Consider the following 21,197-nt stretch of genomic DNA (forward strand, 5'->3'; position numbering starts at 1 on the left):
TTCTCTGCATGCGATGCAGGGCTGACAAGTGGTCTTTCCCGTGCGGATAAAAATATCATGTGTACCAAGGAGTTTGGAACCAATGTCGATGCGAATTGCGAACCTGAAAAGACTCATTTCAGGCCGCTGAACGACAAAAGCACAGGTCAGGGTGAAAGGCTGATTTCGGACGTATCGGCGCGCGGCGCGCGCGCGGGCAGGGATTTTTTCAGCAGGCGCATTACCTTGACCGCAGTCGCGCGGTAGCCCGTGAGTTTCCCACCGTAGACGGTAACGAGCCGCACACGATCGGTATTGTCCGGGTGCAGGATGGTTTCGCGCGAGCGATAAAATGCTGCTCCGGAGCCATGCGGCAACACGCGCAGGCCGGCAAAGCTGCCGAGCAGCTTGCCGCGATGGCCGGGGAAATAACGCCACAGCGTTTCCTGTAAATAAGTGATTTCCTCCGGTCGCGCGCTCACTGCCGAAGGATCGTCGTCGAAGGGGGTTTCCGTCGTGCCGACCAGGGTGTGCTCCTGCCAAGGCATGACGAACACGGCGCGCCCGTCTTGCGGCGCTTCCAGGTAATAGATGCCATGGAGGGTTTCGTTTCCAACAACGATGTGCGCACCCTGGACGAGATCCACCGGCAGCACCGCGGGACGCGGCGTGATGCGTTCGAGCACCGTGCCGACCCACGGGCCGGCCGCGTTCACCAGGGTTCTGGCGCGGCAGGTGTGTTCATTCCCACCCTCGAGAGTATGCACCACGAAGATATCGTCAGTCCGCCTGGCCGACAGGAAGTTCGCCGGGCAGTGCAGTTCGGCTCCGAATTTCTGCGCCGAGCGCATCACCGCCTGTGTCAGCAGAGCGTCGTCGGTCTGCGCGTCCTCGTAGCGAAACACCGCTTGCAGGCCACGGGTATCGAGCCCGTCGAGACCGTCCCAGCGCGCGCGTGGCAGGGTGTCGAAGCGCGCATGACGGGAAAGTCCGCCGAGCAGGGCGTAGAGGCTGAGTCCGGCGCGGATCATCCACGCTGGGCGGCGGCTATTGCCGTAGACGGGAATGTGGAACGGAACCCGGTGCACCAGGCCGGGCGCGATCCGCAGGAGAATTTCACGTTCGCGCAGTGATTCGCGCACCAGCCCGAACCGGGCGCTTTCAAGATAGCGCAACCCGCCGTGGATCAGTTTGCTCGAGCGGCTGGAGGTGCCGCTCGCCAATGCCGCGCGTTCGAGCAGTAATACCGAGTAACCCGTGGCCGCGGCCGCCTGGGCCACGCCCACGCCGTGGATGCCGCCGCCGATGACCACGACGTCGTAATCCGCCGCGGACATCAGCGAGCGTCCGGACGCGCAAGTTCCTGGAGCATCTCGCCGACGGCAAAGGTCTCGATGAAATCGACGCCGCGCTCGGCCAGGTCCAGCGCCACGCGCGGTTCCGCTACTTCGAAGATGACGAGTTTCATGCCCTGGATCCGGAGTTCTCCTTTCCGCGGCAGATCGTCGACGTCGCAGAAGAGAAACTGCGGCTGGATGGCGGCAATGAGTTCCTGTTGGCGTTCGTCCCAGCGATCGATGACTACGCCGATCTGTCGCCAGCCGTTACGGCGCGCCGTGAGCAGGGCTTCCAGGGCGTAGGAGATCAGCACGCACTGTTTGAGCACCGGCTTGAGCGCGCGCCGCACGAGGCTCAACATCGTTTCGACGCCGAAGTGTTCGAGACTGGAGCGCTTGAGTTCGATGAAGGCGGTGACGTCCTGGTGGCGCTGCAGGAAATGTCCGAGCTCGGCCAGACGGGTGATGTGCACGTCGTTGAAACGGTCGCCGAATTTATCCGGCTCGCGCGCGCGAAACGCCCATAGCTCGTCATAGCGGTAATCTTGTATTCTGCCGTCCACGCCGCAGATGCGCTTCAGGCCACGATCGTGAAACAGCACCGGCACCCGGTCGCGGGAGATCTGCACATCCACCTCGACGAAGCGCGCACCGGCGGCCACGGCGGCCTCGATGCCGACCAGGGTGTTCTCCGGGTAATGCCGGGGGTATCCCCTGTGCCCCACTAGTTGCGGGATGACCATGAACCTAACTTTAGCACTATCTGTTTAAACCGTTCCTTACTCCCCATGGATTTTGAATTGCCTGAAACGACGATAATGACCGATCTGATTTAGAATGGGTGCGACGCAACACCGGCTCAAAGACACCATGAAAACCACGGACGGCCACGGCTCCAGAATTCGTCTTGGCATCAGCAGTTGCCTGCTGGGCCAGAAGGTGCGTTTTGACGGCAATCATAAGCACGACAGTTTTCTGACCGGCACGCTCGGGCAGTTTTTCGAATGGGTACCCGTCTGTCCCGAGGTCGCCATCGGCCTGGGAATTCCGCGCCCGCCGATACGGCTGGTGGGTTCACCCGCGTCACCACGTGCCGTGGGTGTGAAGGATGCGTCAATCGACGTGACGGACAAGCTCGCCGCCTACGGAAAGCGCCAAGCGCACGCGCTTGAAAACCTCAGCGGCTATATCTTCAAAAGCAAATCGCCCAGTTGCGGCTTGGAACGCGTCAAGGTTTACCAGGCTGGGGGCGCACCCGCCGCGAACGGACGCGGAATCTACGCCGACGCATTTCTTTCCGCGCAGCCCTGGTTGCCGGCGGAGGAAGAAGGCCGGCTCAGTAATCCGCGCCTGCGGGAAAACTTCATCGAGCGCGTTTTTGTTTACCGGCGCTGGCAGGAACTCATGGCACGCGGGCTGTCCGCCTCGCGGCTGGTGGAGTTTCACACGCATCACAAGCTCGCGCTCATGGCACATGACGTCGAGGCCTACCGCGCGCTCGGCCGGCTGGTGGCTCAGACCGGGCGGTGCAACCTGAAAGAGTTTGGGCATGATTACATTCACCGGTTAATGGTTGCGCTCCAGCGGCCGGCGTCGCCGGCGCGGCACGCCAATGTCATGATGCATTTGATGGGTTATCTGAAACTGCAACTCGACGCCGAAGACAAGGCCGAATTGCTCGAGATGATCCATGCCTATCGGCGCGGTGAGACGCTCTTCGCGGCACCGCTGACGCTGCTCAGGCATTATTTCCGGCGCTTTCCCGACCCGACCATCATGCACCAGACATATCTTCATCCCGACCCGCGTGAGCTGCTGCTGCGCGGCGGTCTCTAGAACACCGCCGTGTGCATTCCGACAATCTTCATCCGCGGGAGGCGTATCTAGGGCGGGATTCCGGACATCCTGTCCTTGGTCGGCGCGGTGCTGGCGTGCCTGGCGGGCATACTGGCCATCCGGTTTGCCGGCAAGCGCCGCCTTCCCAAGGCAAAGCTGGCTCGGCGCTGAGTATCTGGACTACTATAAATCCAGCAGACGGGCGGTATATTTTTGTTGGCATTCACCTTGTCAGTGCCGGAACCTTGTCTCAAAATAAATGAACCGAACCGCGGAAATGCACCGCATTCTTCCAATAGTGGACATGGAGACGACAATGGACAGCCTGGATCGAGCGATTGAACTGGTGATGCGCTGGAAAGCAGACCGGCAGAAGCAGCGTGCCGACGTGCTGGCCCGGCTGGATGCCGCAGTGAAGGAATGTCAGACGGCGGTGCAGGTATGGCAGGGATATCTCGCCAAGCCGGGGGCGCCGGGAGATCAATGGACGATTGTCAGCTGGGTTGGTCCGGACCGCGCGAAACAATTACACGAGATCAACCTGCGCGCCAAGCAGAACGTGGAGGAGGTATGCCGAATGGCCGGACCTCGGTCGGGACGTTTTGTCGCGTTGGATGATGACGTGATTGAAATGGCCTATCGCATGCTCAAGCCCGGCGAAACTGGCGCGGATGCCGCCAAAACCGCTGTCCAGCGTCTGCAGGAACGCATGGAATATATTCGCGGACTGATGCAACGCCTCAAAGCGGCTCCGGCCAAGGCGCTGGGAAAGAAACCGGCGACAAAACATAGCGCGCCGAAAAAGGCTGGAAAAAAAGCCACCAGGCCTTCGAAGCAGAAAGCGGCTCCGGCCAAGAAATAACAGTCTGCCGGGAACCGCAAAACAAAAAACAAAGCGCCCCAACTGGGGCGCTTTGTTTTACAACATGAAGCGGAAGATTACTTCGCCGGGGCCGGAGCGGCCGGAGCGGCTTCCTTCGTTTCTTTCTTGTCTTTCTTGGCGGCCTTCTTCTTCTTCATCTTCTTTTCTTTCTTGGCATCTTTTGCATCTTTCTTGGCATCAGCCGGAGCAGCGGCATCGGCCTTGGCAGCCGGGGCCGTGCTCTTCTCGGCATCGGCAGCGTGCACCAGGCCAAACATGAGGACGAACGCCAGAGCAAACAGGCTGGTCAGTGACTTTTTCATATTTAAAAACTCCTTGAGAGGGTGAACATCGTTTTTCAGTATCAGTATCTGATGGAAGATACGGCTTGATTTCCGCCACCATTGCTAACTACAAAAGCAATCGCTGTGCCAACATCAGATGACATTTAATATGCTTAAAATCATGTAGATATATAAAATTCCCGAACTGCGCTATGCTTGGATTTTGTAGCAAGCATCAAAATTTGTAGCTCACGACATTTCAAAAAAACTCATGCCACCCAGACTTTTCAGATTAGGCCGTCTCCAGCGCAAGGTGTTGTTGGTAATTTCCGTGATCGTGATTGTGCCCATGCTGGTGGCCGGCTGGTTGGCCGCCGAATGGGTCTCGATCAGTTTTGAAAAGCGTCTGGAACAGTGGATCGTGGATGCGGCCCGTGCCAACCAGAACTGGCTGCAGGCCTACCAGAACGACGCCGTCATGCTCGGACGGGTGCTTGCCGACGATCCGGCATACGTGGCCAATATCGAGCGCAACCCCGAGGAAGCGATTCCCTTACCGGTGCGGCGCATCTCCCAGGAGTTGAGCATCAATCTCATTCAGCTCTACACACCGGACAAAAAACTGCTGTACTCCTCGATCCCCGTGGAGGTCAACGCACTGTGGGACCGCGGCCAGACCGAGGCGGTGCTCAAGGTGGTGCGCAAGCAGAAGACCATGCTCGCGGCGGTGGGCATCACGCCGATCCCGCGTCACGGCAAGCCGCGCTACTACCTGGTGCTGGGCAGCTTGCTGGGACAGGATTTCACCGACGAGTTGGCGCAACTGACCGGATTGAAGGCGCGTCTCTATTACCGCGAAGGCAAGAATTATTTCGATCTTTTCTCGGAACCGGGCGAAGTGATCGCACTCAAACACCTTCCGGCTTCGGCACTGGACCGGCTGGAGAAGCGCAAGAAATCCTACTACAGCCTGGAGGCCGAGAACGGACAGTACCGCGGGCTCTACACGCCCATCGTGGATCCCACCGGACGCGTGGAGGCGATCATGTTCAGCGGATTGGAGCGCCGCGGCGTGCAGGAAGTGCTCACCAACCGTGTCGCCTTGTTTCTGTCCATCTCGTTGCTGGGAATCGTTATCGGCGGCCTGACCGGCCTGCTGCTGTCGCGTCTGGTGGTGCGACCGCTTCAGTACCTGCGCAACGGCGTCATGCAGCTGGCGGGCCAGAATTTCAGCGCCAACGTGCCGATCACGTCCAACGACGAACTGGGCGATCTGGCGAAGGCGTTCAACGCCATGGCCGCGCGCCTGCGCGAGGCGCGCGACGAGCAGGCACAGCGTTTCCAGAAAGACAAGCTGACCGCGATGGGGGAGCTGTCGGCGGCGCTGGCGCATGAAATCCGCAATCCCATCGGCATCATCAACACCTCGGCGGCGCTGCTCGACAAGCCGGATTATGCGCCGGAGAAGCGGGCGGAACTGACGCGCATGATCCGCGAGGAAAGCCTGCGCGTGTCGAATCTGGTGCAGGACTTCCTGCAATTGTCGCGTCACCGTCAGCCGTCGTTTGCCGTGATCGACCCCGCACAGCCGCTGACGCGCGCGCTCGATCTGGCGCTGGCGGGCACTCCCCCGGTGACGGTGCACAGGCAGTTCGATCACGGCGACGCGAAGATCAAGGCCGACCCCGGTCTGCTGCAGCAAGCCTGGAGCAATGTCTTCACCAACGCGTTGCAGGCCATGAGTGGGAAAGAGGCGATTCTCAAACTCCGCTCCGGTGTCGAGAACGGGCAGGTCACTCTGTCGGTCGAGGACAACGGGCCCGGCTTGCCGGCGGATATCATGCCGCGTCTGTTCGAGCCGTTTTTCACGACCAAGGAACAGGGCACCGGTCTCGGGCTCACCATCGCTTTCACGCTGGTGGAAGCCAATGGCGGGCGGCTCGAGGCCATGCCTCCCGAGGGCAGCGGCGCCCGGTTCGTCATGCGGTTTCAGGTACATGAAGGAGCGGCGGCATGAGCCGCAGAGCAGTGCCTGCCACGAAGTGGCAGGTGCGACCGGCGAATTGCCGCCAGGCTGCCGACAACGGGGCATCAGGTGCGGTGAGGCATTAATGGAGGCAGCATCATGAAACGAACCGTACTGGTGGTGGATGACGAACAGAACATGCAGGCGGTGATGCGCATGGTGCTGGAAGGCGCCGGTCACGAGGTGCTCGTCGCCGACAGCGGCGAGGCGGCGCTGGCGCACATACAGAACCCGAACCTCGACGTGGTGCTCAGCGACCTCAAGATGCCCGGCATGGGCGGCGAGGCCTTCGTCATCCGCTGCCGCAAGGACCGGCCGGACGTGCCGGTGATCATCGTCACGGCGCACGGCACCATCCGCTCCGCGGTCAAGAGCATCCACGACGGCGCAGCAGACTATCTCACCAAACCCTTCGAGCCCGAACAGGTCGAGATCGCGGTGCACAACGCCATCAAGCTGCGCGACATCCTGCGCGAGAACGCCCAGCTCAAAGCCGCCGTCAGCGAATCGCGCGGCACCAAGCGCCTCGTCGGCGAAAGCCGGGTCGCGCAACAGTTGCTCGAGGAGATTCGGCGCGTGGCACCGTACAAGACCGGCGTGCTGATCACGGGCGAATCCGGCACCGGCAAGGAACTGGTGGCGCGCACGATCCACGAACTCTCGCCGCGGCACGAACGTTCCTGGGTGGCGATCAATTGTTCCGCGATTCCGCGCGACCTCATGGAGTCCGAGCTGTTCGGTTACGTCAAGGGCGCGTTCACGGGCGCGAGCCAGAATCGCCCGGGCCGGTTGGAGCAGGCGCAGGGCGGGACGCTGTTTCTCGACGAGATCGGCGATCTCGATGCCTCGCTGCAGGCCAAGTTACTGCGCGTGCTGCAGGAACGCGAATTCTCTCCGGTCGGTTCGAATCAGTTGCGGACCGTGGACGTGCGCTTCATCGCCGCCACCAACCGCGATCTGAAGGAGTACGTGCGCGAGGGCAAGTTTCGCGAGGATCTGCTCTACCGCCTGGACGTCTATAGCATTGTCGCCCCGCCGCTGCGGACGCGGCACGAGGACATCCCGCTGCTGGCGCAGACCTTCCTGCGTGAGCTGGCCACCGAGATGGACAAAAAGGTGACGGCCTTTACGCCCGCGGCGTTGGAGGTTCTGGAGCGCTACGGCTGGCCCGGCAACGTCCGCGAGCTGCGCAACACCGTGGAGCGCTCGTTGTTGTCGTGCCGCGGACAGACGATCGATGTCGAGGATCTGCCCGGAGCAATCGCCGCCGGCAGCGTGCCGGCCGGCGGCGCGGAGCGCTTTTCACTCAACAAGCTGGGCGAAAAAAATCTGGACCATTGGCTGGAGGAGGTCGAGCGCGGCGCCATCCTCGAGGCGCTGTCGCAATGCAAGGGCGTGCAGGCGCACGCCGCCAAGCGCCTCGGCGTCACCGAGCGCAGCCTGTGGCACCGCATCAAGAAGCTCAATATTCAGATCAACCGCGTGGTCAACTGAGTGCCACGGCGTCAGTCTGACTAGGTGAGTTTGCGCACGCCCTGGTCGGAAGCGAGCAGCAGCACGTCCGCCGGGCGACGCGCGAACAGGCCGTTGGTGACCACGCCGGCGAGGTGATCGAGTTTCTCCTCGAGCTCCACCGGGTTCATGATGCTCAGATTGTGCACGTCGAGAATGATGTTGCCGTTGTCGGTCTTGAAGTTGTCGCGCAGCACCGGTTGGCCGCCGAGCTGCACAATCTGGCGCGCGACATAGCTGCGTGCCATGGGGATGACCTCGACCGGCAGCGGAAACTTGCCGAGCACGCCGACGAGCTTGGAATCGTCGGCGATGCAGACGAACTTCTGGCTCGCGGCCGCGACGATCTTCTCGCGCGTCAGCGCGCCGCCGCCGCCCTTGATGAGGTGCAGGTGCTTGGTGGCCTCGTCCGTCCCGTCCACGTACAGCGGCAGGTCGCCGGTGGTGTTGAGATCGAGCACCTGAATGCCGATTTTCCTGAGCCGCTCTGCTGTGGCATTGGAACTGGGTACCGCGCCGTCGAGCTTGCCCTTGATCTTGGATAACGCATCAATGAAACAGTTAGCGGTGGAGCCGGTGCCGACGCCGATCACCCAGCCGGATTCCACGTATTCCAGCGCCGCCAGCGCGACCGCTTTCTTCTTTTCGTCCGGGGTCATGATGTTCTCGAGATGCCTGAAAGGGCGCCAGAATACCCATTATCCGTGTAATAATGAAGCCTCCTTCATGCTAGATTATCGGGTCATATCAGGGATTCACGCCAACCTCCCGCTCGCCCTTACAGGGGAAGGGCGAGGTAAGAGAGCAAGATGCCGCAAAAATACCTAAAAAAGATTCTCACCACCCGAGTCTATGACGTCGCGCGCGAGACGCCGCTCGACTACGCGCCGATCCTGTCGCGCCGCACCGGCAACCGCGTCTGGCTCAAGCGCGAGGACGAGCAGCCGGTGTTCTCGTTCAAATGCCGCGGCGCGTACAACAAGATGGCGGGGTTATCCGCCGCGGAGCTGAAAAAGGGCGTGGTCGCCGCCTCCGCCGGCAATCACGCGCAGGGCGTGGCGCTCGCGGGCTACCGGCTCAGCGCCCCGACAACCATCGTCATGCCGCGCACCACCCCGCAGATCAAGGTGGATGCGGTGCGCAGCTTCGGCGGCAAGGTGGTGCTGCACGGCGACAATTACGACGCGGCCTACGCCCACGCGCGCGAGATCGCGACCCAGCGCAAGCTCACCTTCGTGCATCCTTACGATGACCCGGAGGTGATCGCCGGGCAGGGCACGATCGGCATGGAGATCATCAAGCAGCACACCGGCGCGCTCGACGCCGTGTTCGTGCCGGTGGGCGGCGGCGGGCTGATCTCCGGTATTGCCGTTTACATCAAACAACTGCGCCCGGAGGTGAAGATCATCGGCGTCGAGCCGGAAGACGCCGACGCCATGGAACGCTCGCTTAAGGCCGGCAAGCGCGTGTTGCTCGACCACGTCGGCATCTTCGCCGACGGCGTCGCCGTGCGCCAGGTCGGCGAGGAGACCTTCAAGCTGTGCAAGCAGTTCGTGGACGACATGGTCGTGGTCACGAACGACGAGATCTGCGCCGCGATCAAGGACATCTTCGAGGACCGCCGCTCGATCCTCGAACCGGCCGGCGCACTCGCCTACGCGGGCCTGAAGCGCTACGCCGAGGGAAAAAAACTCAAGGACAAGAATTTCATCGCCATCGCCTCCGGGGCGAACGTGAATTTCGATCGTCTCCGTTATGTCGCCGAGCGCGCCGAGGTCGGCGAACGGCGCGAGGCGATCTTCGCGGTCACGATTCCCGAGCGCCCCGGCGCGCTCAAGCAGTTCTGCACCATCCTCGGCGATCACAACATCACCGAGTTCAATTACCGTTTCGCCGATCCCAAAGCGGCGCACATTTTCGTCGGCGTGCAGATCCCGCCGGACACCGCGGATGCTAAAAAGCTCGTGGCCACGCTGCGTTCCCAGGGTTACGCCACGCTTGACATGACCGACAACGAAATGGCCAAGCTGCACATCCGTCACCTCGTCGGCGGCCGCGCGCCGAACGCGGTCAACGAAATCCTCTACCGCTTCGAATTTCCCGAGCGCCCTGGCGCGCTCATGAACTTCCTCGACAAGATGGGCGGAAGCTGGAATATCAGCCTGTTTCACTACCGCTCCCACGGTGCCGATTTCGGCCGGGTGCTGGTCGGCATGCAGGTCCCGCCGCAGGACAAAAAGAAATTCCAGAAGTTTCTGGATACGCTCGGTTATGAATATGCTGAGGAGACGGGGAATCCGGCGTATAAGCTGTTTCTGAGTTAATCCTTCTTTGTCATGCCCGCCTACGCGGGGATGACGACGAAGAGAGTTTCCGTGGGAATGACAGGAATGATTGCGGGGGACGAGTCACCCGCCATTATTTCTTAATTAATTCCACTTTCTCTATCACCACATCCTTCACCGGTACATTCTGAAACGGTCCCACGTTATGGGTCGATACTGACTCGATCTTCTTCACCACATCCATTCCTTTCGTCACTTTTCCGAACACGGCATAACCCCAGCCCGGCGTCGTTTTATCGCGGTGATCGAGCGCGGGATTGTCCACGGTGTTGATGAAGAACTGCGCCGCGGCGGAGTGTGGGTCGGGCGTGCGCGCCATGGCGATGGTGCCGGCGAGGTTCTTCAATCCATTGTCGGCTTCGTTGCGGATCGGCGGGCCTTTGACCTTTTCGTCCATGCCCGGACGGAAGCCGCCGCCCTGGATCATGAAGCCGGGAATCACGCGGTGGAAAATCGTGTCCTTGTAGAAACCGTTCTCGACGTAATTCATGAAATTTTTCACCGTGTCCGGCGCGTGCTTCGCGTCCAGCTCGATCTCGATCACGCCGAGACTGGTGGTCATGCGCACACGCGGATTGTCCGCGGCGGCGGCGATGGCCGCGAAAGGCAGGATGACGGTCAGGGCGAGCACGACGGCAAATAATTTTTTCATGTTCATTCCTCCGGGGTCGATTCAACAATTTTTTCCAATTTCAGGATGACGTTCCATTCCTTGGCGGTGACCGGCATGACCGACAGCCGGCTGCCGCGCTGCACCAGCCGCATGTTTTTCAGCGCCGTCTGTGCCTTGATGGCGGAGAGCGTGACCGGCCGCTTGAATTCGTGCTGGAAGCATACGTCCACCATGTCCCACAACGGCCGTTCCGGCGTGCTCTTCGGGTCGTAATGATGGTTTTCCGGGTCCCAGGCGGTGGGATCGGGGTAGGCCGCGCGCGCAATCTCGATGATGCCATAGACACCCGGCACCGCGCAGCTCGAATGGTAGAAAAACGCGAGGTCGCCTTTTTTCATGGCACGCATGAAATTGCGCGCCTGGTAGTTGCGCACGCCGTCCCAATGCTCGGTTTTTTTCGGGCGCGATTTGAGGTCGGCGATGCTGAACGCCTCGGGTTCGGATTTCATCAGCCAGTAGTTCATGCGTACGGCTCGAATTGCGGGATGACCTCGGTTTCGGCGCGCGCGTCAGCGACCCATTGCTGGATCGCCGGCAGGGCGGTGATGGTCTGGACATAGGCCGCGCAGACCGGGTCGAGCTCGACCGCGTAGGTCATGAAGCGCAGCGCCACCGGCGCGTACATGGCGTCGGCAACGCTGAATTTTCCAAACAGAAAACCGCCGCCCTTGCCGAAACGCGCGCGGCAGTCGTTCCACAATGCCGTAATGCGCGCGATGTCCTTCAGCACCTCGGGTGTGCGGCCCTTGCCGGGGAGATGTTTGCGGCAGTTCATGGACATGTGTTGGCGCAGGGCACCGAAGCCCGCGTGCATCTCGGTGGCCACGGACCGCGCCATGGCGCGTGCCGCCGGGTCGGTCGGCCACAGATGTTTGTGCGGAAATTTTTCGGCGAGATATTCGCCGATTGCGAGCGACTCCCACACCGTGATTTTGCCGTCGATCAGTACCGGCACCTTGCCCGAGGGCGAGTACTTCCTGATCTCGGCGCCCGAAGTTTCAGTGTAGAGCGAGACGGACACTTCCCGAAAAGGAACTCCCGCCTGTTTCAGCAGCAGCCACGGCCGCAGCGACCAGGAGGAATAATTCTTGTTGCCGATGACGAGGGTGAGGTCCATCCCGGACGGCATCCCGAAGACTAGGCGACCCTGATCTTGGCCTGAGAGATGTTTTCGTCAACGCGCAGGCGTGTGATGGTGCGGCACAGGCCGGTACCTTCATCGAGGTCGAGCAGCACGCCGCAAATGGTGCCGAGGCCTTCCGCCACCTCGAAACGTTCGGGCAGTTTCTGCACGAAACGCTTGAGGGATTTCTGCGTATCCATGCCAATGACGGATTCATAGCAGCCGGTCATGCCGACGTCGGTGATGTAGCCGGTGCCGCGCGGCAGCACGCGCTCGTCGGCGGTCGGCACATGCGTATGCGTGCCGACGACGGCGCTCACGCGTCCGTCGAGATACCAGCCCATGGCCATTTTTTCGCTGGTGACTTCGGCGTGCAGGTCCACGAGCACCAGCTTGACGTCGTCCGGTTTCGCCGCGAGGGCGCGTTCGGCGGCGGCGAACGGGCAGGCGAGATGCGGGTGCATGAAGACGTTGCCCATGAGATTGAGAATGCCGACCTTGTGCCCGACGGCGGTTGTGGCCACGAACCAGCCGGTGCCGGGCGTGCCGTCCGGGTAATTATGCGGGCGCAGCAGGCGCGGTTCGGCAGTGATGTATTCGAGGGCTTCTTTCTTGTCCCAGGCGTGGTTGCCGTTGGTCAGCACGTCCACGCCCGCGGCGAACAGCTCGTTCGCTGTCTTGCGGGTGATGCCGGCGCCGTCGGCGATGTTCTCGGCGTTGGCCACGACCAGATCGAGCTTGAAGCGTTGGCGCAGGGTGGGGAGTTGATCGGAAATGGCGCGCCGTCCGGGTTGACCGACCACGTCGCCGATAAAAAGCAGATTCATGATGCTTACCTTTTCGAATAAATCGATGAGCTGTTAATAAAGATAGACTGCCCGGTCGGTGATGACACCCTGCAGGGGAATGTCCCAGGAATCGGGCGTCAATCCGTTGATCCGTTGGAAATCATACGCGATTCCGAGCACCTGTGGCTTGTGCCAGCGGGTACGGTGACGCAGGAATTCCAGGCTGCGGTCGTAGAAGCCCCCGCCCATGCCCAACCGGTTGCCGTGGTCGTCGAAGCCCACCAGCGGCATGAGGATCAGATCCAGCTCCTGCGCCCGCACCAGATTGCGCGCCGGCACCGCCGGCTCGGGGATGCCGAAGCAGTTGGGGACCAGCTTGGTCTTGGGTTTGGCCTCGGCGAACCACAACCGGTCGTGGGCCAGCGGCGAGAGCACCGGCAGGTAAAGGATTTTGCGCAGGCGGCGGATGTGCTCGATGACAAGGCGGGTGTCAATCTCTCCGTCGTTCGGGAGATAACAGGCGATGCGCCGGCTCACGAGAAACAGGCGCGTGCCCGCCACGTTCATGGCGAGCGCGCGCGCCGCGAGCTTCTGATCTTCGGCGGACAGCGATTGGCGTCGGGTGCGCAGGGTGCGGCGCAGGTCGGATTTTTCTGTGGGCACGGAATTCGTCAAGGAAAAAAAGAAAGGCGCCCTCCGCAGATGCCGTGTTGCTCCGTAGCCTTGAACCGTGAGGTTCAAGTGGGTGCCTCAGAGATGCATCAGGCTTCCCGCTACGAGGCGGGCATGCACAACAGCATCTACAATCCGGCTCCCGTAAAAAGCACTTATAGGTTCAGAGGATAACTGGAGCAGTCACGCACACCGCAGGGGGCGCAATACAAATATATACCTATTGGCGGGTTTGTGCATCCCAGCGCAACGCGGCGTCAATCTTGGTCTGGAGGAATTTGATTTTCTGCACGGTGTCAATAGCCATGCCGCCGCGGTTGCGCAAGTCGAGGAATTCATGCGCGATGTTGAGCGCGGCCATGACCGCGGTGCGCTCGGTGCCGATGACCTTGCCGCTCGTCTGGATCTCGCGCATCTTTTTGTCGAGGTAGCCGGCCGCCGCCACCAGCGCGGCACGCTCGTCCTCGGGACAGGCCACCATGAACTCCTTGCCGAGAATGGTGACGGTCACACCGTCGCGAGTTTCTTTCACGTCAGCTGCGCTCCAGCGCCTTGAGGCGGTCGATCATCGTCTCGATGCGCGCGCGGGCGACACGGGTTTTCTCCATCAGCCGCGTGTGCTGTTCGTTCAGGTTGCTCTGCTCGGACTTGAGCGAGTGATTCTCGCTCTTGAGACGCCGGCAGGTCTCGATGAGTTCATCAATGCGGCTTTCCAGAATCTTGAGGTCCGTGCTTTCCGCGCGATCGTCGTTGGCCATATGTGCCACTATAGGACCGACGCCGGTATCGGTCAACGCTTCCGGAGCCGGCCGCGCGGGTGTAGACTTTCCCTCCCCCCAATACGGACCGCCGCCAGGCGGCGTTCGCGCACTGTGGAAACTACCCCCGATCTTCCCGCCTATGACCATGCGGCGCGTCTGCTGCACGAAGCCGGTGTCACCACCGGCGTGGCCGAGGCGCATGGCATCATCACCGGCGTGCTGTGCGCGCCGCAAGGCGCCGGCGTGGCCTGGCAGGAACTGGTCCTCGGTCGCGAGGCAGGAAGAAGCCGTGAAGCGCCGGAGGCGCTGGCGCAGTTGCTGGCGGCGATGCACCGATCCGCTTACGCGCACCTGAGCGGGGTGGAATGCGATTTTGTGCCGTTGCTCCCCGGCGATGACCACAGCCTCGCCGAGCAGATCGAGGCGCTGACGGATTGGTGCCGCGGTTATCTCTTCGGCCTGTATGCCGGGGGCGTTAAGGAATCACAGAAGCTGCCGGGCGACGCCGGCGAGGTCGTGCGCGACATCACCCGCCTCTCCGAAGCTGAACTGGATGGCGCGCTGGCGGATGAGGAAGAGGCCAGGGCACTCGTCGAGATAGTCGAATACCTGCGCGTGGGCGTGCAGCTCGTGTTCGAGGAGTTGCAGCCGCCCACCGCGAAGCACTAAGAGCAGTGAGAAAAATATAGACAGAATTAACAGGACGAGCCGGAAATAGACGAAGACACTTTGTGGCCCAGGGTGCAACAAAAACCGTTGCACCCGTTCGGCGACATCCCCGCTTCACCCTGAAAATCCTGTCAATTGTTGTTTTCGAGTCGTGCCTCGATTTGTTTCAATGTCTCGCGGAAGGTTTCGGTCTGCGGCCCGCCCAGCTCCACGGCGCGTAGCGCGGCGGCGCGCGCCTGCGGCCATTTGTGCTGATCCGCCAGCGCCTGCGCGAGATTGTTGAACGCCGGGGCGGCTTCGGGATGGTCCTGTGTTGCTTCCCGGAATGCCTTTTCGGCGCCTGACACATCCCCCAGCGCGTAGCGGCTGTTGCCCAGACCCATCCTTGCCGCAAGACTCTTCGGCCAGCGCTTGAGCGCGATGGCATAAGCTGTCTGTGCTTCCGGCCAGCGCGCGATCCGTTCCAGCGGCGCGACCGCCTGCACATACGGGATCTCTTCGGCGGTGAATGGCAATTGATCCGGCGGCAGAACCACCATCGCCCAGTAATGTGAGCGGCGCCAGGTTCGTTCAAATATTTCGATGGGGATATCATGACGCTGCTCGCGCCCCGAGCGCAGCACGATCCGGTCGTGCGGCAGGTCGAAACCCACGACCACGGCGTAATGCCATTTCGGATACCACCAGAAACTCAGATTCTGCAGTGTCAGCACCGGGTTGCCGGAAGCCACCTCGGCAAACAGCGACTCGAGCTCCGGCCGCAGCACGTACGGCACGCGCCCGTGGCGGCGCGCGGCGCCGATCATTTCCACTTGCAGACTCCCCTGGCGTTCGGGCAGATAAACCTGTGGCGCCAGCTGATCGGGCGTGACCGAGACACCGGTCCAGTTGAGCACCGTCGCCAGCGCCGCCGGACCGCACTGGTATTCCTCCTGCGGGAAGAATGGAACGGTCGTGAGCTCGACCGGTTGCGGGAAGGCGTTGGCGGTGGCGCGGACCCGGTCGGTTTGCAGCGTGGCACAGCCCGACGTGAACAGCATGACGAAAAGGAAAAGAGCGCACGCGAGCAGGGAGCAGGACGCCCGCCGAGGGCGGAGCAGGGGCCCCACGCAGTGGGGATGCGACCCCGAGGCGGAATGTAAACGCGCCGTGTTCATTGCGGTCGTCATTATCGCCTCCGCTGCCCGATCCCGCTTACGCGGGTCCCTCGGGCAACGCTCCGGCGCGTACCCGCGAAGCGGGGATGCGACCGTCCGCGAGTCGGGCGCAGGCGCCGCCCGAGAAAATCCGGGCGGTTGGGACGTCAATCATTCGGTTAACGCGAAGAACTGCGAATTAATAACGTTTTTGATGCTTGACGAAAGGGAAGATGTTGGTGAGACCGAGAATATCGGTGATCAGCAACACGATGAAGATGAACACCAGCGCCCCGAGCAAGCTGTCACCGCCTGCCGGTAGTTGATTGATTTTGCCGGACAGGGATTGCACTTCCTGATCCGTCAGACTGTCGATGCGCGCCTGCACCTGCGCCGGATCGACGCCACGGGCGAGAAGCTGGGCCTTGACATCGTCGCGGCTGAAGACATCGCGCAGACGCTCGCGGTCCTGTTGCACCTGGGCGGCGTTGATCACCGCCTCGGTGCCAATCATCGCGGCGTGCGCCGCGGGTAAGTGCAGACTCAGTGCAAGCAGACCCAGGACGACCAGATGGCTGACTGGTTTGGCAAGACGACGAAGTATTTCCATTATTCGAATCTCCTGAATGTAGGCAATGCGATAAAGCATTAATCGAATCAGCGCTTGGGATGCTTGACGAACGGGAAGATGTTGGTGAAACCCAGGATGTCGGTGATCAGCAACACGATGAAGATGAACACCAGCAGATCAAGGCCATCACCACCGGCCGGAAGCTGATCGATCTTGCCGGACAGGGATTGCACTTCCTGATCCGTCAGACTGTCGACGCGCGCCTGCACCTGCGCTGGATCGACGCCGCGGGCGATGAGCTGGGACTTCACGTCGTCACGGTTGAAGGCGTTGCGCAGACGCTCGCGATCCTGTTGCACCTGGGCGGCGTTGACCACCGCCTCGGTGCCGATCATGCCGGCGTGCGCCGTGGGCAGAGGCAGACTCAGCATGAGCAAGCCGAAGATGATCAGATAACCGACGGGTTTGGTGAGAAGACGAAGTTTTTCCATTGTTTCCATTGTTATGTCTCCTGCGGAGTGGAATGAAGATGGTACAGCATAATTTGACCGGACCGGAGTAACGGTCCTGTTTGGTCTTGCGAAGGATACCGGTTGTCGGATATACGCCCAATTGCGCGGGGATTATAGCAAGCCGCCGGAATCACACCAGCGGGTCCCGATTTTGGCATAATGCCTGATATGGACATGAAGGTTTTTCAAAAGCGCCGCGAAACGCTGATGAGCCACATGCGCGCCGGCGTCGCCATCCTGCCGACCGCGCCGGTGCGCGTGCGCAATCGCGACGTGCATTATCCGTTCCGCGCCGACAGCGACTTCTATTATCTCACGCACTTTCCCGAGCCCGAGGCGGTGGCGGTGCTGGTGCCGGGACGCGAACACGGCGAGTACATCCTGTTCTGCCGCGAACGCAATCCGGAGAAGGAGACCTGGGAAGGCCGGCGCGCGGGGCTTGACGACGCGCGCGAGCTTTACGGCGCGGATGACGCCTTTCCGATCGACGACATCGACGAGATCCTGCCGGGTCTGCTCGAGAACCGCGAGAAGGTGTTCTACAGCATGGGGCGCTATCCGGATTTCGACGCGCACCTGATGAACTGGGTCAACGAGGTGCGCAGCAAGGCGCGCAACGGGGTGCACGCGCCGGGCGAGTTCGTGGACCTAGATCACATCCTGCACGAGATGCGCCTGTTCAAGGGACCGGAGGAGATCCGGCTGATGAAGCGCGCGGCCAAAATTTCCGCGCAGGCGCACCGGCGTGCCATGCAGGTGTGCCGGCCGGGCATGATGGAGTACGAGATCGAGGCCGAGCTGCTGCACGAATTCAAGAAAGGCGGCAGCACGTTTCCCGCTTATCCGCCGATCGTGGGCGGCGGCGCCAACGGCTGCATCCTGCACTACACCGAGAACAGCGCCGAGCTGAAACCCGGCGACATGCTGCTGATCGACGCCGGTGCCGAGATCGACGGCTATGCCGCCGACATCACGCGCAGCTTTCCCGTCACCGGGCGTTTCAGCGGCGAGCAGCGCGCGGTCTATGAACTGGTGCTCGCCGCGCAAAAGGCGGCCATCGAGCAGGTGCGGCCGGGCAAGCACTGGAACGATCCGCACGAGAGCGCGGTGCGTATCCTGACGCAGGGTCTCCGGGACCTCGGCCTGCTCAACGGCAGCGTGGACGGTCACATCGAGAGCGGCGATTACAAGCGTTTCTACATGCACCGCACCGGGCACTGGCTGGGCCTGGACGTGCACGACGTCGGCGACTACAAGCTCGACGATACCTGGCGGTTGCTTGAGCCCAGCATGGTGCTTACCGTGGAGCCGGGACTTTACATCGCGGACGCCAAGGACATCCCGGCGGGCTTCCGCAACATCGGGGTGCGCATCGAAGACGACGTACTGGTCACGCGCGATGGCAGCGAGGTGCTGTCGCGCGACGCACCCAAGGCTGTCGATGAAATTGAATTGTTGATGAAGAAATAGTTTTTACCGCCAAGGCGCCAAGATCGCCAACTGAAACAATATTTATTTAAATGTTTTATTTAAGAGGTCCGATTCTCCAAGTTCTCTTTTGATTTTCTTGGTGTTCTTGGCGTCTTGGCGGTTCAAAAATCATATGAAAACTGATTACGACATTCTCATCATCGGCGGCGGTCTGGTCGGCGCCAGCCTCGCCTGCGCGCTGCGCGCGAGTGGCCTGCGTCTCGGCGTGATCGAGGCGGTTCCGCTCGCGGCTTCCTCCCAGCCCGGCTATGACGACCGCACCCTGGCCCTGGCCTACGGCTCTAAACGTATTTTTGAAACCCTGGGCGTCTGGGAAGGCATCGTTCCGGAAACCACGCGCATCGACCGCATTCATATCTCGGATCGCGGCCATTTCGGCGTCACGCGGCTCACGGCCGCCGAAGCCGGGCTGCCGGCGCTCGGTTATGTTGTGCCCAACCGCGCGCTCGGCGCGGCGCTGCTCAAGGCCCTGGAGAGTTCGCGCCAGATCGACTGGCTGTGCCCGGCGGAGATGCGCGACATTCGAGTTACACAAGACCACGCTGCGGTCACGGTCCATCATGAAGGGAAGGACAAGATGCTCACGGCGCGGCTCGTTATCGCCGCCGACGGCGCGCATTCCGCGGTGCGCCAGGCCATGGGCATCGAGGCGGTGCGCACCGAATACCGCCAGACCGCCATCGTGACCACGGTCACGGCCAGCCAGCCGCATGGCAACACTGCGTACGAACGCTTTACCGATACCGGTCCGCTGGCGTTGCTGCCGCAGCGGCAGAACGACTGCGCCGTGGTGTGGAGCGCGCGCGCGGAGGAGGTAAAGACCATTCTCGGCTGGAGCGACGCTGAATTTCTGCGCCAGCTTCAGGAGCGTTTCGGCGACCGGCTCGGCGACTTCACGCGACTTGGCCGCCGTGCTTCCTATCCGCTCGCGCTCACGCGCGTGCCGGAACAGGTACGCGCGCGCCTCGCGCTCATCGGCAACGCCGCACACACGGTGCATCCGGTGGCCGGGCAGGGCTTCAACCTGGGCCTGCGCGACGTGGCTGCAGTGGCAGATATTCTCGCTGACGCGCATCGCGCCGGCAACGACATTGGCGACCTCACGGTTCTGCGCCGCTACGCCGACTGGCGCCGGCGCGACAATCAGGTGATCTCGCTGTTCACCAACGGCCTGATCCGGATTTTTTCCAACAATATTTTTCCGCTCACGCTGTTGCGCAACGCCGGTCTCCTCGCCGTGGACCTGATGCCGGGCATCAAGCGTGGTTTCGTGCGTGTCACCAGCGGGCTCGCGGGGAAGCTTCCGCGTCTCGCGCGCGGGTTGCCGTTGTAGACCATGGCCGCCACGAAACAAAAATCTGGCGCTGCCTATGACGTATTAATCGTCGGCGGCGGCATGGTGGGTGCGGCGCTCGCTTGCGCGCTGGGAAATTCATCACTCAAGGTAGCCGTGCTGGATCGCGCGCCGCCCGCCACACCGGACACGGGTTACGACCTGCGCGTCAGCGCTATTACGCTTGCCTCCCAGAGTTTCTTCGAAAACATCGGCGCGTGGGATGGCATGGTCCGTCGCCGGGTTTCACCGGTGCGGGAGATGCAGGTGTGGAGCGAAGGCGGCAGCGGTTCGATTCATTTCAACGCCGCCGAGATCGGCGAGCCCTGCCTCGCCTGGATCATCGAAAACCGCGTCATCCAGACGGCTCTGATCGAGCGGCTGCACCAGTTCACCAACGTCCATTATCTGTGCCCGGTCGAGGTCACCGATATCACCCTGGCGGATAACAGCGCGGCGGTCATGCTCAAGGACGACCGTCTGTTGCAGGCGCGGCTGTTGGTGGGTGCGGACGGCGCGGATTCAGAGGTGCGGCGCGCGGCCGGCATCGACACCCAGTCGCTCAATCTCCATCAGAAAGGCATCGTGGCCACGGTGACCACCGAGAAACCGCATGAACAAATCGCGCGTCAGCGGTTTCTCACGACCGGGCCAATGGCTTTTCTGCCGCTGGATGATCCGCATACCTGTTCCATCGTCTGGTCGGCGGACACGGTGCGCGCCGATCAATTGCTGGCGTTGGATGACACGGGCTTTATATCGGAATTGCAGAAAGCTTTCGGTGACTCTTTAGGAAAGATTCAAACGCTGGGTCCGCGCGTGGTGTTTCCGCTGGCGCTGTTGCACGCCAAAGCTTACACCGCGCCGCATCTGGCCCTGGTCGGCGATGCCGCGCATACGGTGCATCCGCTCGCCGGGCAGGGTGTGAACCTCGGCTTCCTCGACGCTGCGACCCTGGCCGAGGTATTGCTCGAGGCCGTGGCCAATCAGAAAAACATCGGCACCCACGTGGTGTTGCGGCGCTACGAGCGCTGGCGCAAGGGAGATAATTTTGCAATGGTTTCGATTACCGGCGGATTCCGCTATTTATTTGGGAATGATTTACCGGTGATGAGCCAGTTGCGGAATTGGGGGCTCGATCTCACCAATGCCGCGACGCCGATCAAGAATTTTATTATGAGAAGGGCGAGTGGGTTGGAGGGGGATCTTCCCAAGCTCGCCAAGCGAACATTGCATTAGCAGGATACTGAAAAAAGCATTTTCATCCCCGCGAGAGCCATGTTTGTT

23 protein-coding genes and 1 other RNA gene are annotated in these 21,197 nt (G+C 61.6%); 9 read left to right on the plus strand and 15 right to left on the minus strand.

Annotated features, from left to right (window positions below; translation table 11 throughout):
* Nucleotides 1-146: 146 nt before the first annotated feature.
* A complete protein-coding gene (locus ACC569_RS02470) occupies nt 147-1,316 on the minus strand; it encodes a glycerol-3-phosphate dehydrogenase/oxidase (protein WP_372521913.1) in 1,170 nt (389 codons plus the stop codon).
* The gene (locus tag ACC569_RS02475) at nt 1,316-2,059 is read right to left on the minus strand and encodes a glycerophosphodiester phosphodiesterase family protein (RefSeq protein ID WP_372521914.1); all 744 of its coding nucleotides are present in this window, start codon (nt 2,057-2,059) and stop codon (nt 1,316-1,318) included. The genes ACC569_RS02470 and ACC569_RS02475 overlap by 1 nt, the downstream gene beginning before the upstream one ends.
* A 127-nt stretch (nt 2,060-2,186) precedes the next feature.
* On the opposite strand from ACC569_RS02475, the gene ACC569_RS02480 reads away from it, so the two are divergent.
* Together ACC569_RS02480 and ACC569_RS02485 are read left to right on the plus strand one after the other, a co-directional pair.
* Entirely contained in the window at nt 2,187-3,152 is a 966-nt protein-coding gene (locus ACC569_RS02480) for a YbgA family protein (protein WP_372521915.1), read from the plus strand.
* Nucleotides 3,153-3,468: 316 nt separating this feature from the next.
* A complete protein-coding gene (locus ACC569_RS02485) occupies nt 3,469-4,014 on the plus strand; it encodes a hypothetical protein (RefSeq protein WP_372521916.1) in 546 nt (181 codons plus the stop codon).
* 77 nt (nt 4,015-4,091) lie between these two features.
* Here the strand turns inward: ACC569_RS02485 and ACC569_RS02490 are convergent, their stop codons facing one another.
* Nucleotides 4,092-4,337: a hypothetical protein gene (locus ACC569_RS02490; protein WP_372521917.1), complete on the minus strand. Its 246-nt coding sequence runs from the start codon at nt 4,335-4,337 to the stop codon at nt 4,092-4,094.
* Between the two features lie 232 nt (nt 4,338-4,569).
* On the opposite strand from ACC569_RS02490, the gene ACC569_RS02495 reads away from it, so the two are divergent.
* Nucleotides 4,570-6,315, plus strand: coding sequence for an ATP-binding protein (locus tag ACC569_RS02495; RefSeq protein WP_372521918.1), 1,746 nt, complete (start codon nt 4,570-4,572; stop codon nt 6,313-6,315).
* Nucleotides 6,316-6,423: 108 nt separating this feature from the next.
* Nucleotides 6,424-7,818, plus strand: coding sequence for a sigma-54-dependent transcriptional regulator (locus ACC569_RS02500; RefSeq protein ID WP_372521919.1), 1,395 nt, complete (start codon nt 6,424-6,426; stop codon nt 7,816-7,818).
* 20 nt (nt 7,819-7,838) lie between these two features.
* On the opposite strand, the gene rpiA is transcribed toward ACC569_RS02500, so the two are convergent.
* The gene (gene rpiA, locus ACC569_RS02505) at nt 7,839-8,495 is read right to left on the minus strand and encodes a ribose-5-phosphate isomerase RpiA (RefSeq protein ID WP_372521920.1); all 657 of its coding nucleotides are present in this window, start codon (nt 8,493-8,495) and stop codon (nt 7,839-7,841) included.
* 150 nt (nt 8,496-8,645) lie between these two features.
* On the opposite strand from rpiA, the gene ilvA reads away from it, so the two are divergent.
* Nucleotides 8,646-10,160: a threonine ammonia-lyase, biosynthetic gene (ilvA, locus tag ACC569_RS02510; RefSeq protein ID WP_372521921.1), complete on the plus strand. Its 1,515-nt coding sequence runs from the start codon at nt 8,646-8,648 to the stop codon at nt 10,158-10,160.
* A 94-nt stretch (nt 10,161-10,254) separates the two neighbouring features.
* Here ilvA and ACC569_RS02515 read toward each other — a convergent pair whose 3' ends face one another.
* The 8 genes from ACC569_RS02515 to ACC569_RS02550 all read right to left on the minus strand — a co-directional run bounded on the left by ACC569_RS02515 (nt 10,255) and on the right by ACC569_RS02550 (nt 14,195).
* The gene (locus tag ACC569_RS02515) at nt 10,255-10,833 is read right to left on the minus strand and encodes a peptidylprolyl isomerase (RefSeq protein WP_372521922.1); all 579 of its coding nucleotides are present in this window, start codon (nt 10,831-10,833) and stop codon (nt 10,255-10,257) included.
* Between the two features lie 2 nt (nt 10,834-10,835).
* On the minus strand, nt 10,836-11,318 hold the full coding sequence (locus ACC569_RS02520; protein ID WP_372521923.1) for an EVE domain-containing protein: 483 nt from the start codon (nt 11,316-11,318) through the stop codon (nt 10,836-10,838).
* Nucleotides 11,315-11,971 (minus strand): glutathione S-transferase family protein, encoded by a 657-nt coding sequence (locus ACC569_RS02525; protein WP_372521924.1) that lies wholly within the window; start codon nt 11,969-11,971, stop codon nt 11,315-11,317. The genes ACC569_RS02520 and ACC569_RS02525 overlap by 4 nt, the downstream gene beginning before the upstream one ends.
* Before the next feature lie 20 nt (nt 11,972-11,991).
* Nucleotides 11,992-12,804: a TIGR00282 family metallophosphoesterase gene (locus ACC569_RS02530; RefSeq protein WP_372521925.1), complete on the minus strand. Its 813-nt coding sequence runs from the start codon at nt 12,802-12,804 to the stop codon at nt 11,992-11,994.
* A gap of 33 nt (nt 12,805-12,837) precedes the next feature.
* The gene (locus tag ACC569_RS02535) at nt 12,838-13,428 is read right to left on the minus strand and encodes a 5-formyltetrahydrofolate cyclo-ligase (RefSeq protein ID WP_372521926.1); all 591 of its coding nucleotides are present in this window, start codon (nt 13,426-13,428) and stop codon (nt 12,838-12,840) included.
* A gap of 26 nt (nt 13,429-13,454) precedes the next feature.
* Nucleotides 13,455-13,641, minus strand: a non-coding RNA gene (gene ssrS / locus ACC569_RS02540) — 6S RNA.
* A 16-nt stretch (nt 13,642-13,657) separates the two neighbouring features.
* Nucleotides 13,658-13,918: a cell division protein ZapA gene (locus ACC569_RS02545; protein ID WP_372521942.1), complete on the minus strand. Its 261-nt coding sequence runs from the start codon at nt 13,916-13,918 to the stop codon at nt 13,658-13,660.
* Nucleotides 13,919-13,970: 52 nt separating this feature from the next.
* A complete protein-coding gene (locus ACC569_RS02550; RefSeq protein ID WP_372521927.1) occupies nt 13,971-14,195 on the minus strand; it encodes a TIGR02449 family protein in 225 nt (74 codons plus the stop codon).
* Between the two features lie 114 nt (nt 14,196-14,309).
* Here ACC569_RS02550 and ACC569_RS02555 point away from each other — a divergent pair, with 114 nt between their 5' ends.
* Entirely contained in the window at nt 14,310-14,867 is a 558-nt protein-coding gene (locus ACC569_RS02555) for a UPF0149 family protein (protein ID WP_372521928.1), read from the plus strand.
* A 131-nt stretch (nt 14,868-14,998) separates the two neighbouring features.
* Here ACC569_RS02555 and ACC569_RS02560 read toward each other — a convergent pair whose 3' ends face one another.
* The 3 genes from ACC569_RS02560 to ACC569_RS02570 all read right to left on the minus strand — a co-directional run bounded on the left by ACC569_RS02560 (nt 14,999) and on the right by ACC569_RS02570 (nt 17,074).
* Nucleotides 14,999-15,907 (minus strand): PA2778 family cysteine peptidase, encoded by a 909-nt coding sequence (locus ACC569_RS02560; RefSeq protein ID WP_372521929.1) that lies wholly within the window; start codon nt 15,905-15,907, stop codon nt 14,999-15,001.
* Between the two features lie 295 nt (nt 15,908-16,202).
* Nucleotides 16,203-16,613 (minus strand): PA2779 family protein, encoded by a 411-nt coding sequence (locus ACC569_RS02565; protein ID WP_372521930.1) that lies wholly within the window; start codon nt 16,611-16,613, stop codon nt 16,203-16,205.
* A 47-nt stretch (nt 16,614-16,660) separates the two neighbouring features.
* A complete protein-coding gene (locus ACC569_RS02570) occupies nt 16,661-17,074 on the minus strand; it encodes a PA2779 family protein (protein WP_372521931.1) in 414 nt (137 codons plus the stop codon).
* 180 nt (nt 17,075-17,254) lie between these two features.
* Here ACC569_RS02570 and pepP point away from each other — a divergent pair, with 180 nt between their 5' ends.
* From pepP to ACC569_RS02585, 3 genes are all read left to right on the plus strand, one after another.
* Nucleotides 17,255-18,556, plus strand: a complete 1,302-nt coding sequence (pepP, locus tag ACC569_RS02575; protein WP_372521943.1) for a Xaa-Pro aminopeptidase — start codon at nt 17,255-17,257, stop codon at nt 18,554-18,556.
* A 133-nt stretch (nt 18,557-18,689) separates the two neighbouring features.
* On the plus strand, nt 18,690-19,910 hold the full coding sequence (gene ubiH / locus ACC569_RS02580; protein WP_372521932.1) for a 2-octaprenyl-6-methoxyphenyl hydroxylase: 1,221 nt from the start codon (nt 18,690-18,692) through the stop codon (nt 19,908-19,910).
* Between the two features lie 3 nt (nt 19,911-19,913).
* Nucleotides 19,914-21,149, plus strand: coding sequence for a UbiH/UbiF/VisC/COQ6 family ubiquinone biosynthesis hydroxylase (locus ACC569_RS02585; RefSeq protein ID WP_372521933.1), 1,236 nt, complete (start codon nt 19,914-19,916; stop codon nt 21,147-21,149).
* The last annotated feature ends 48 nt before the right edge of the window (nt 21,150-21,197 follow it).

It is taken from the genome of Sulfuricaulis sp. (assembly GCF_041499725.1).
GTDB lineage: Bacteria > Pseudomonadota > Gammaproteobacteria > Acidiferrobacterales > Sulfurifustaceae > Sulfuricaulis.

Coding starts and splice junctions, on each gene's coding strand:
- ACC569_RS02470 (WP_372521913.1), bottom strand. CDS start 1,316: ATGTCCGCGGCGGATTACGACGTCGTGGTCATCGGCGGCGGCATCCAC.
- ACC569_RS02475 (WP_372521914.1), bottom strand. CDS start 2,059: ATGGTCATCCCGCAACTAGTGGGGCACAGGGGATACCCCCGGCATTAC.
- ACC569_RS02480 (WP_372521915.1), top strand. CDS start 2,187: ATGAAAACCACGGACGGCCACGGCTCCAGAATTCGTCTTGGCATCAGC.
- ACC569_RS02485 (WP_372521916.1), top strand. CDS start 3,469: ATGGACAGCCTGGATCGAGCGATTGAACTGGTGATGCGCTGGAAAGCA.
- ACC569_RS02490 (WP_372521917.1), bottom strand. CDS start 4,337: ATGAAAAAGTCACTGACCAGCCTGTTTGCTCTGGCGTTCGTCCTCATG.
- ACC569_RS02495 (WP_372521918.1), top strand. CDS start 4,570: ATGCCACCCAGACTTTTCAGATTAGGCCGTCTCCAGCGCAAGGTGTTG.
- ACC569_RS02500 (WP_372521919.1), top strand. CDS start 6,424: ATGAAACGAACCGTACTGGTGGTGGATGACGAACAGAACATGCAGGCG.
- rpiA (WP_372521920.1), bottom strand. CDS start 8,495: ATGACCCCGGACGAAAAGAAGAAAGCGGTCGCGCTGGCGGCGCTGGAA.
- ilvA (WP_372521921.1), top strand. CDS start 8,646: ATGCCGCAAAAATACCTAAAAAAGATTCTCACCACCCGAGTCTATGAC.
- ACC569_RS02515 (WP_372521922.1), bottom strand. CDS start 10,833: ATGAAAAAATTATTTGCCGTCGTGCTCGCCCTGACCGTCATCCTGCCT.
- ACC569_RS02520 (WP_372521923.1), bottom strand. CDS start 11,318: ATGAACTACTGGCTGATGAAATCCGAACCCGAGGCGTTCAGCATCGCC.
- ACC569_RS02525 (WP_372521924.1), bottom strand. CDS start 11,971: ATGGACCTCACCCTCGTCATCGGCAACAAGAATTATTCCTCCTGGTCG.
- ACC569_RS02530 (WP_372521925.1), bottom strand. CDS start 12,804: ATGAATCTGCTTTTTATCGGCGACGTGGTCGGTCAACCCGGACGGCGC.
- ACC569_RS02545 (WP_372521942.1), bottom strand. CDS start 13,918: ATGGTGGCCTGTCCCGAGGACGAGCGTGCCGCGCTGGTGGCGGCGGCC.
- ACC569_RS02550 (WP_372521927.1), bottom strand. CDS start 14,195: ATGGCCAACGACGATCGCGCGGAAAGCACGGACCTCAAGATTCTGGAA.
- ACC569_RS02560 (WP_372521929.1), bottom strand. CDS start 15,907: ATGCTGTTCACGTCGGGCTGTGCCACGCTGCAAACCGACCGGGTCCGC.
- ACC569_RS02565 (WP_372521930.1), bottom strand. CDS start 16,613: ATGGAAATACTTCGTCGTCTTGCCAAACCAGTCAGCCATCTGGTCGTC.
- ACC569_RS02570 (WP_372521931.1), bottom strand. CDS start 17,074: ATGGAAACAATGGAAAAACTTCGTCTTCTCACCAAACCCGTCGGTTAT.
- pepP (WP_372521943.1), top strand. CDS start 17,255: ATGGACATGAAGGTTTTTCAAAAGCGCCGCGAAACGCTGATGAGCCAC.
- ubiH (WP_372521932.1), top strand. CDS start 18,690: ATGAAAACTGATTACGACATTCTCATCATCGGCGGCGGTCTGGTCGGC.
- ACC569_RS02585 (WP_372521933.1), top strand. CDS start 19,914: ATGGCCGCCACGAAACAAAAATCTGGCGCTGCCTATGACGTATTAATC.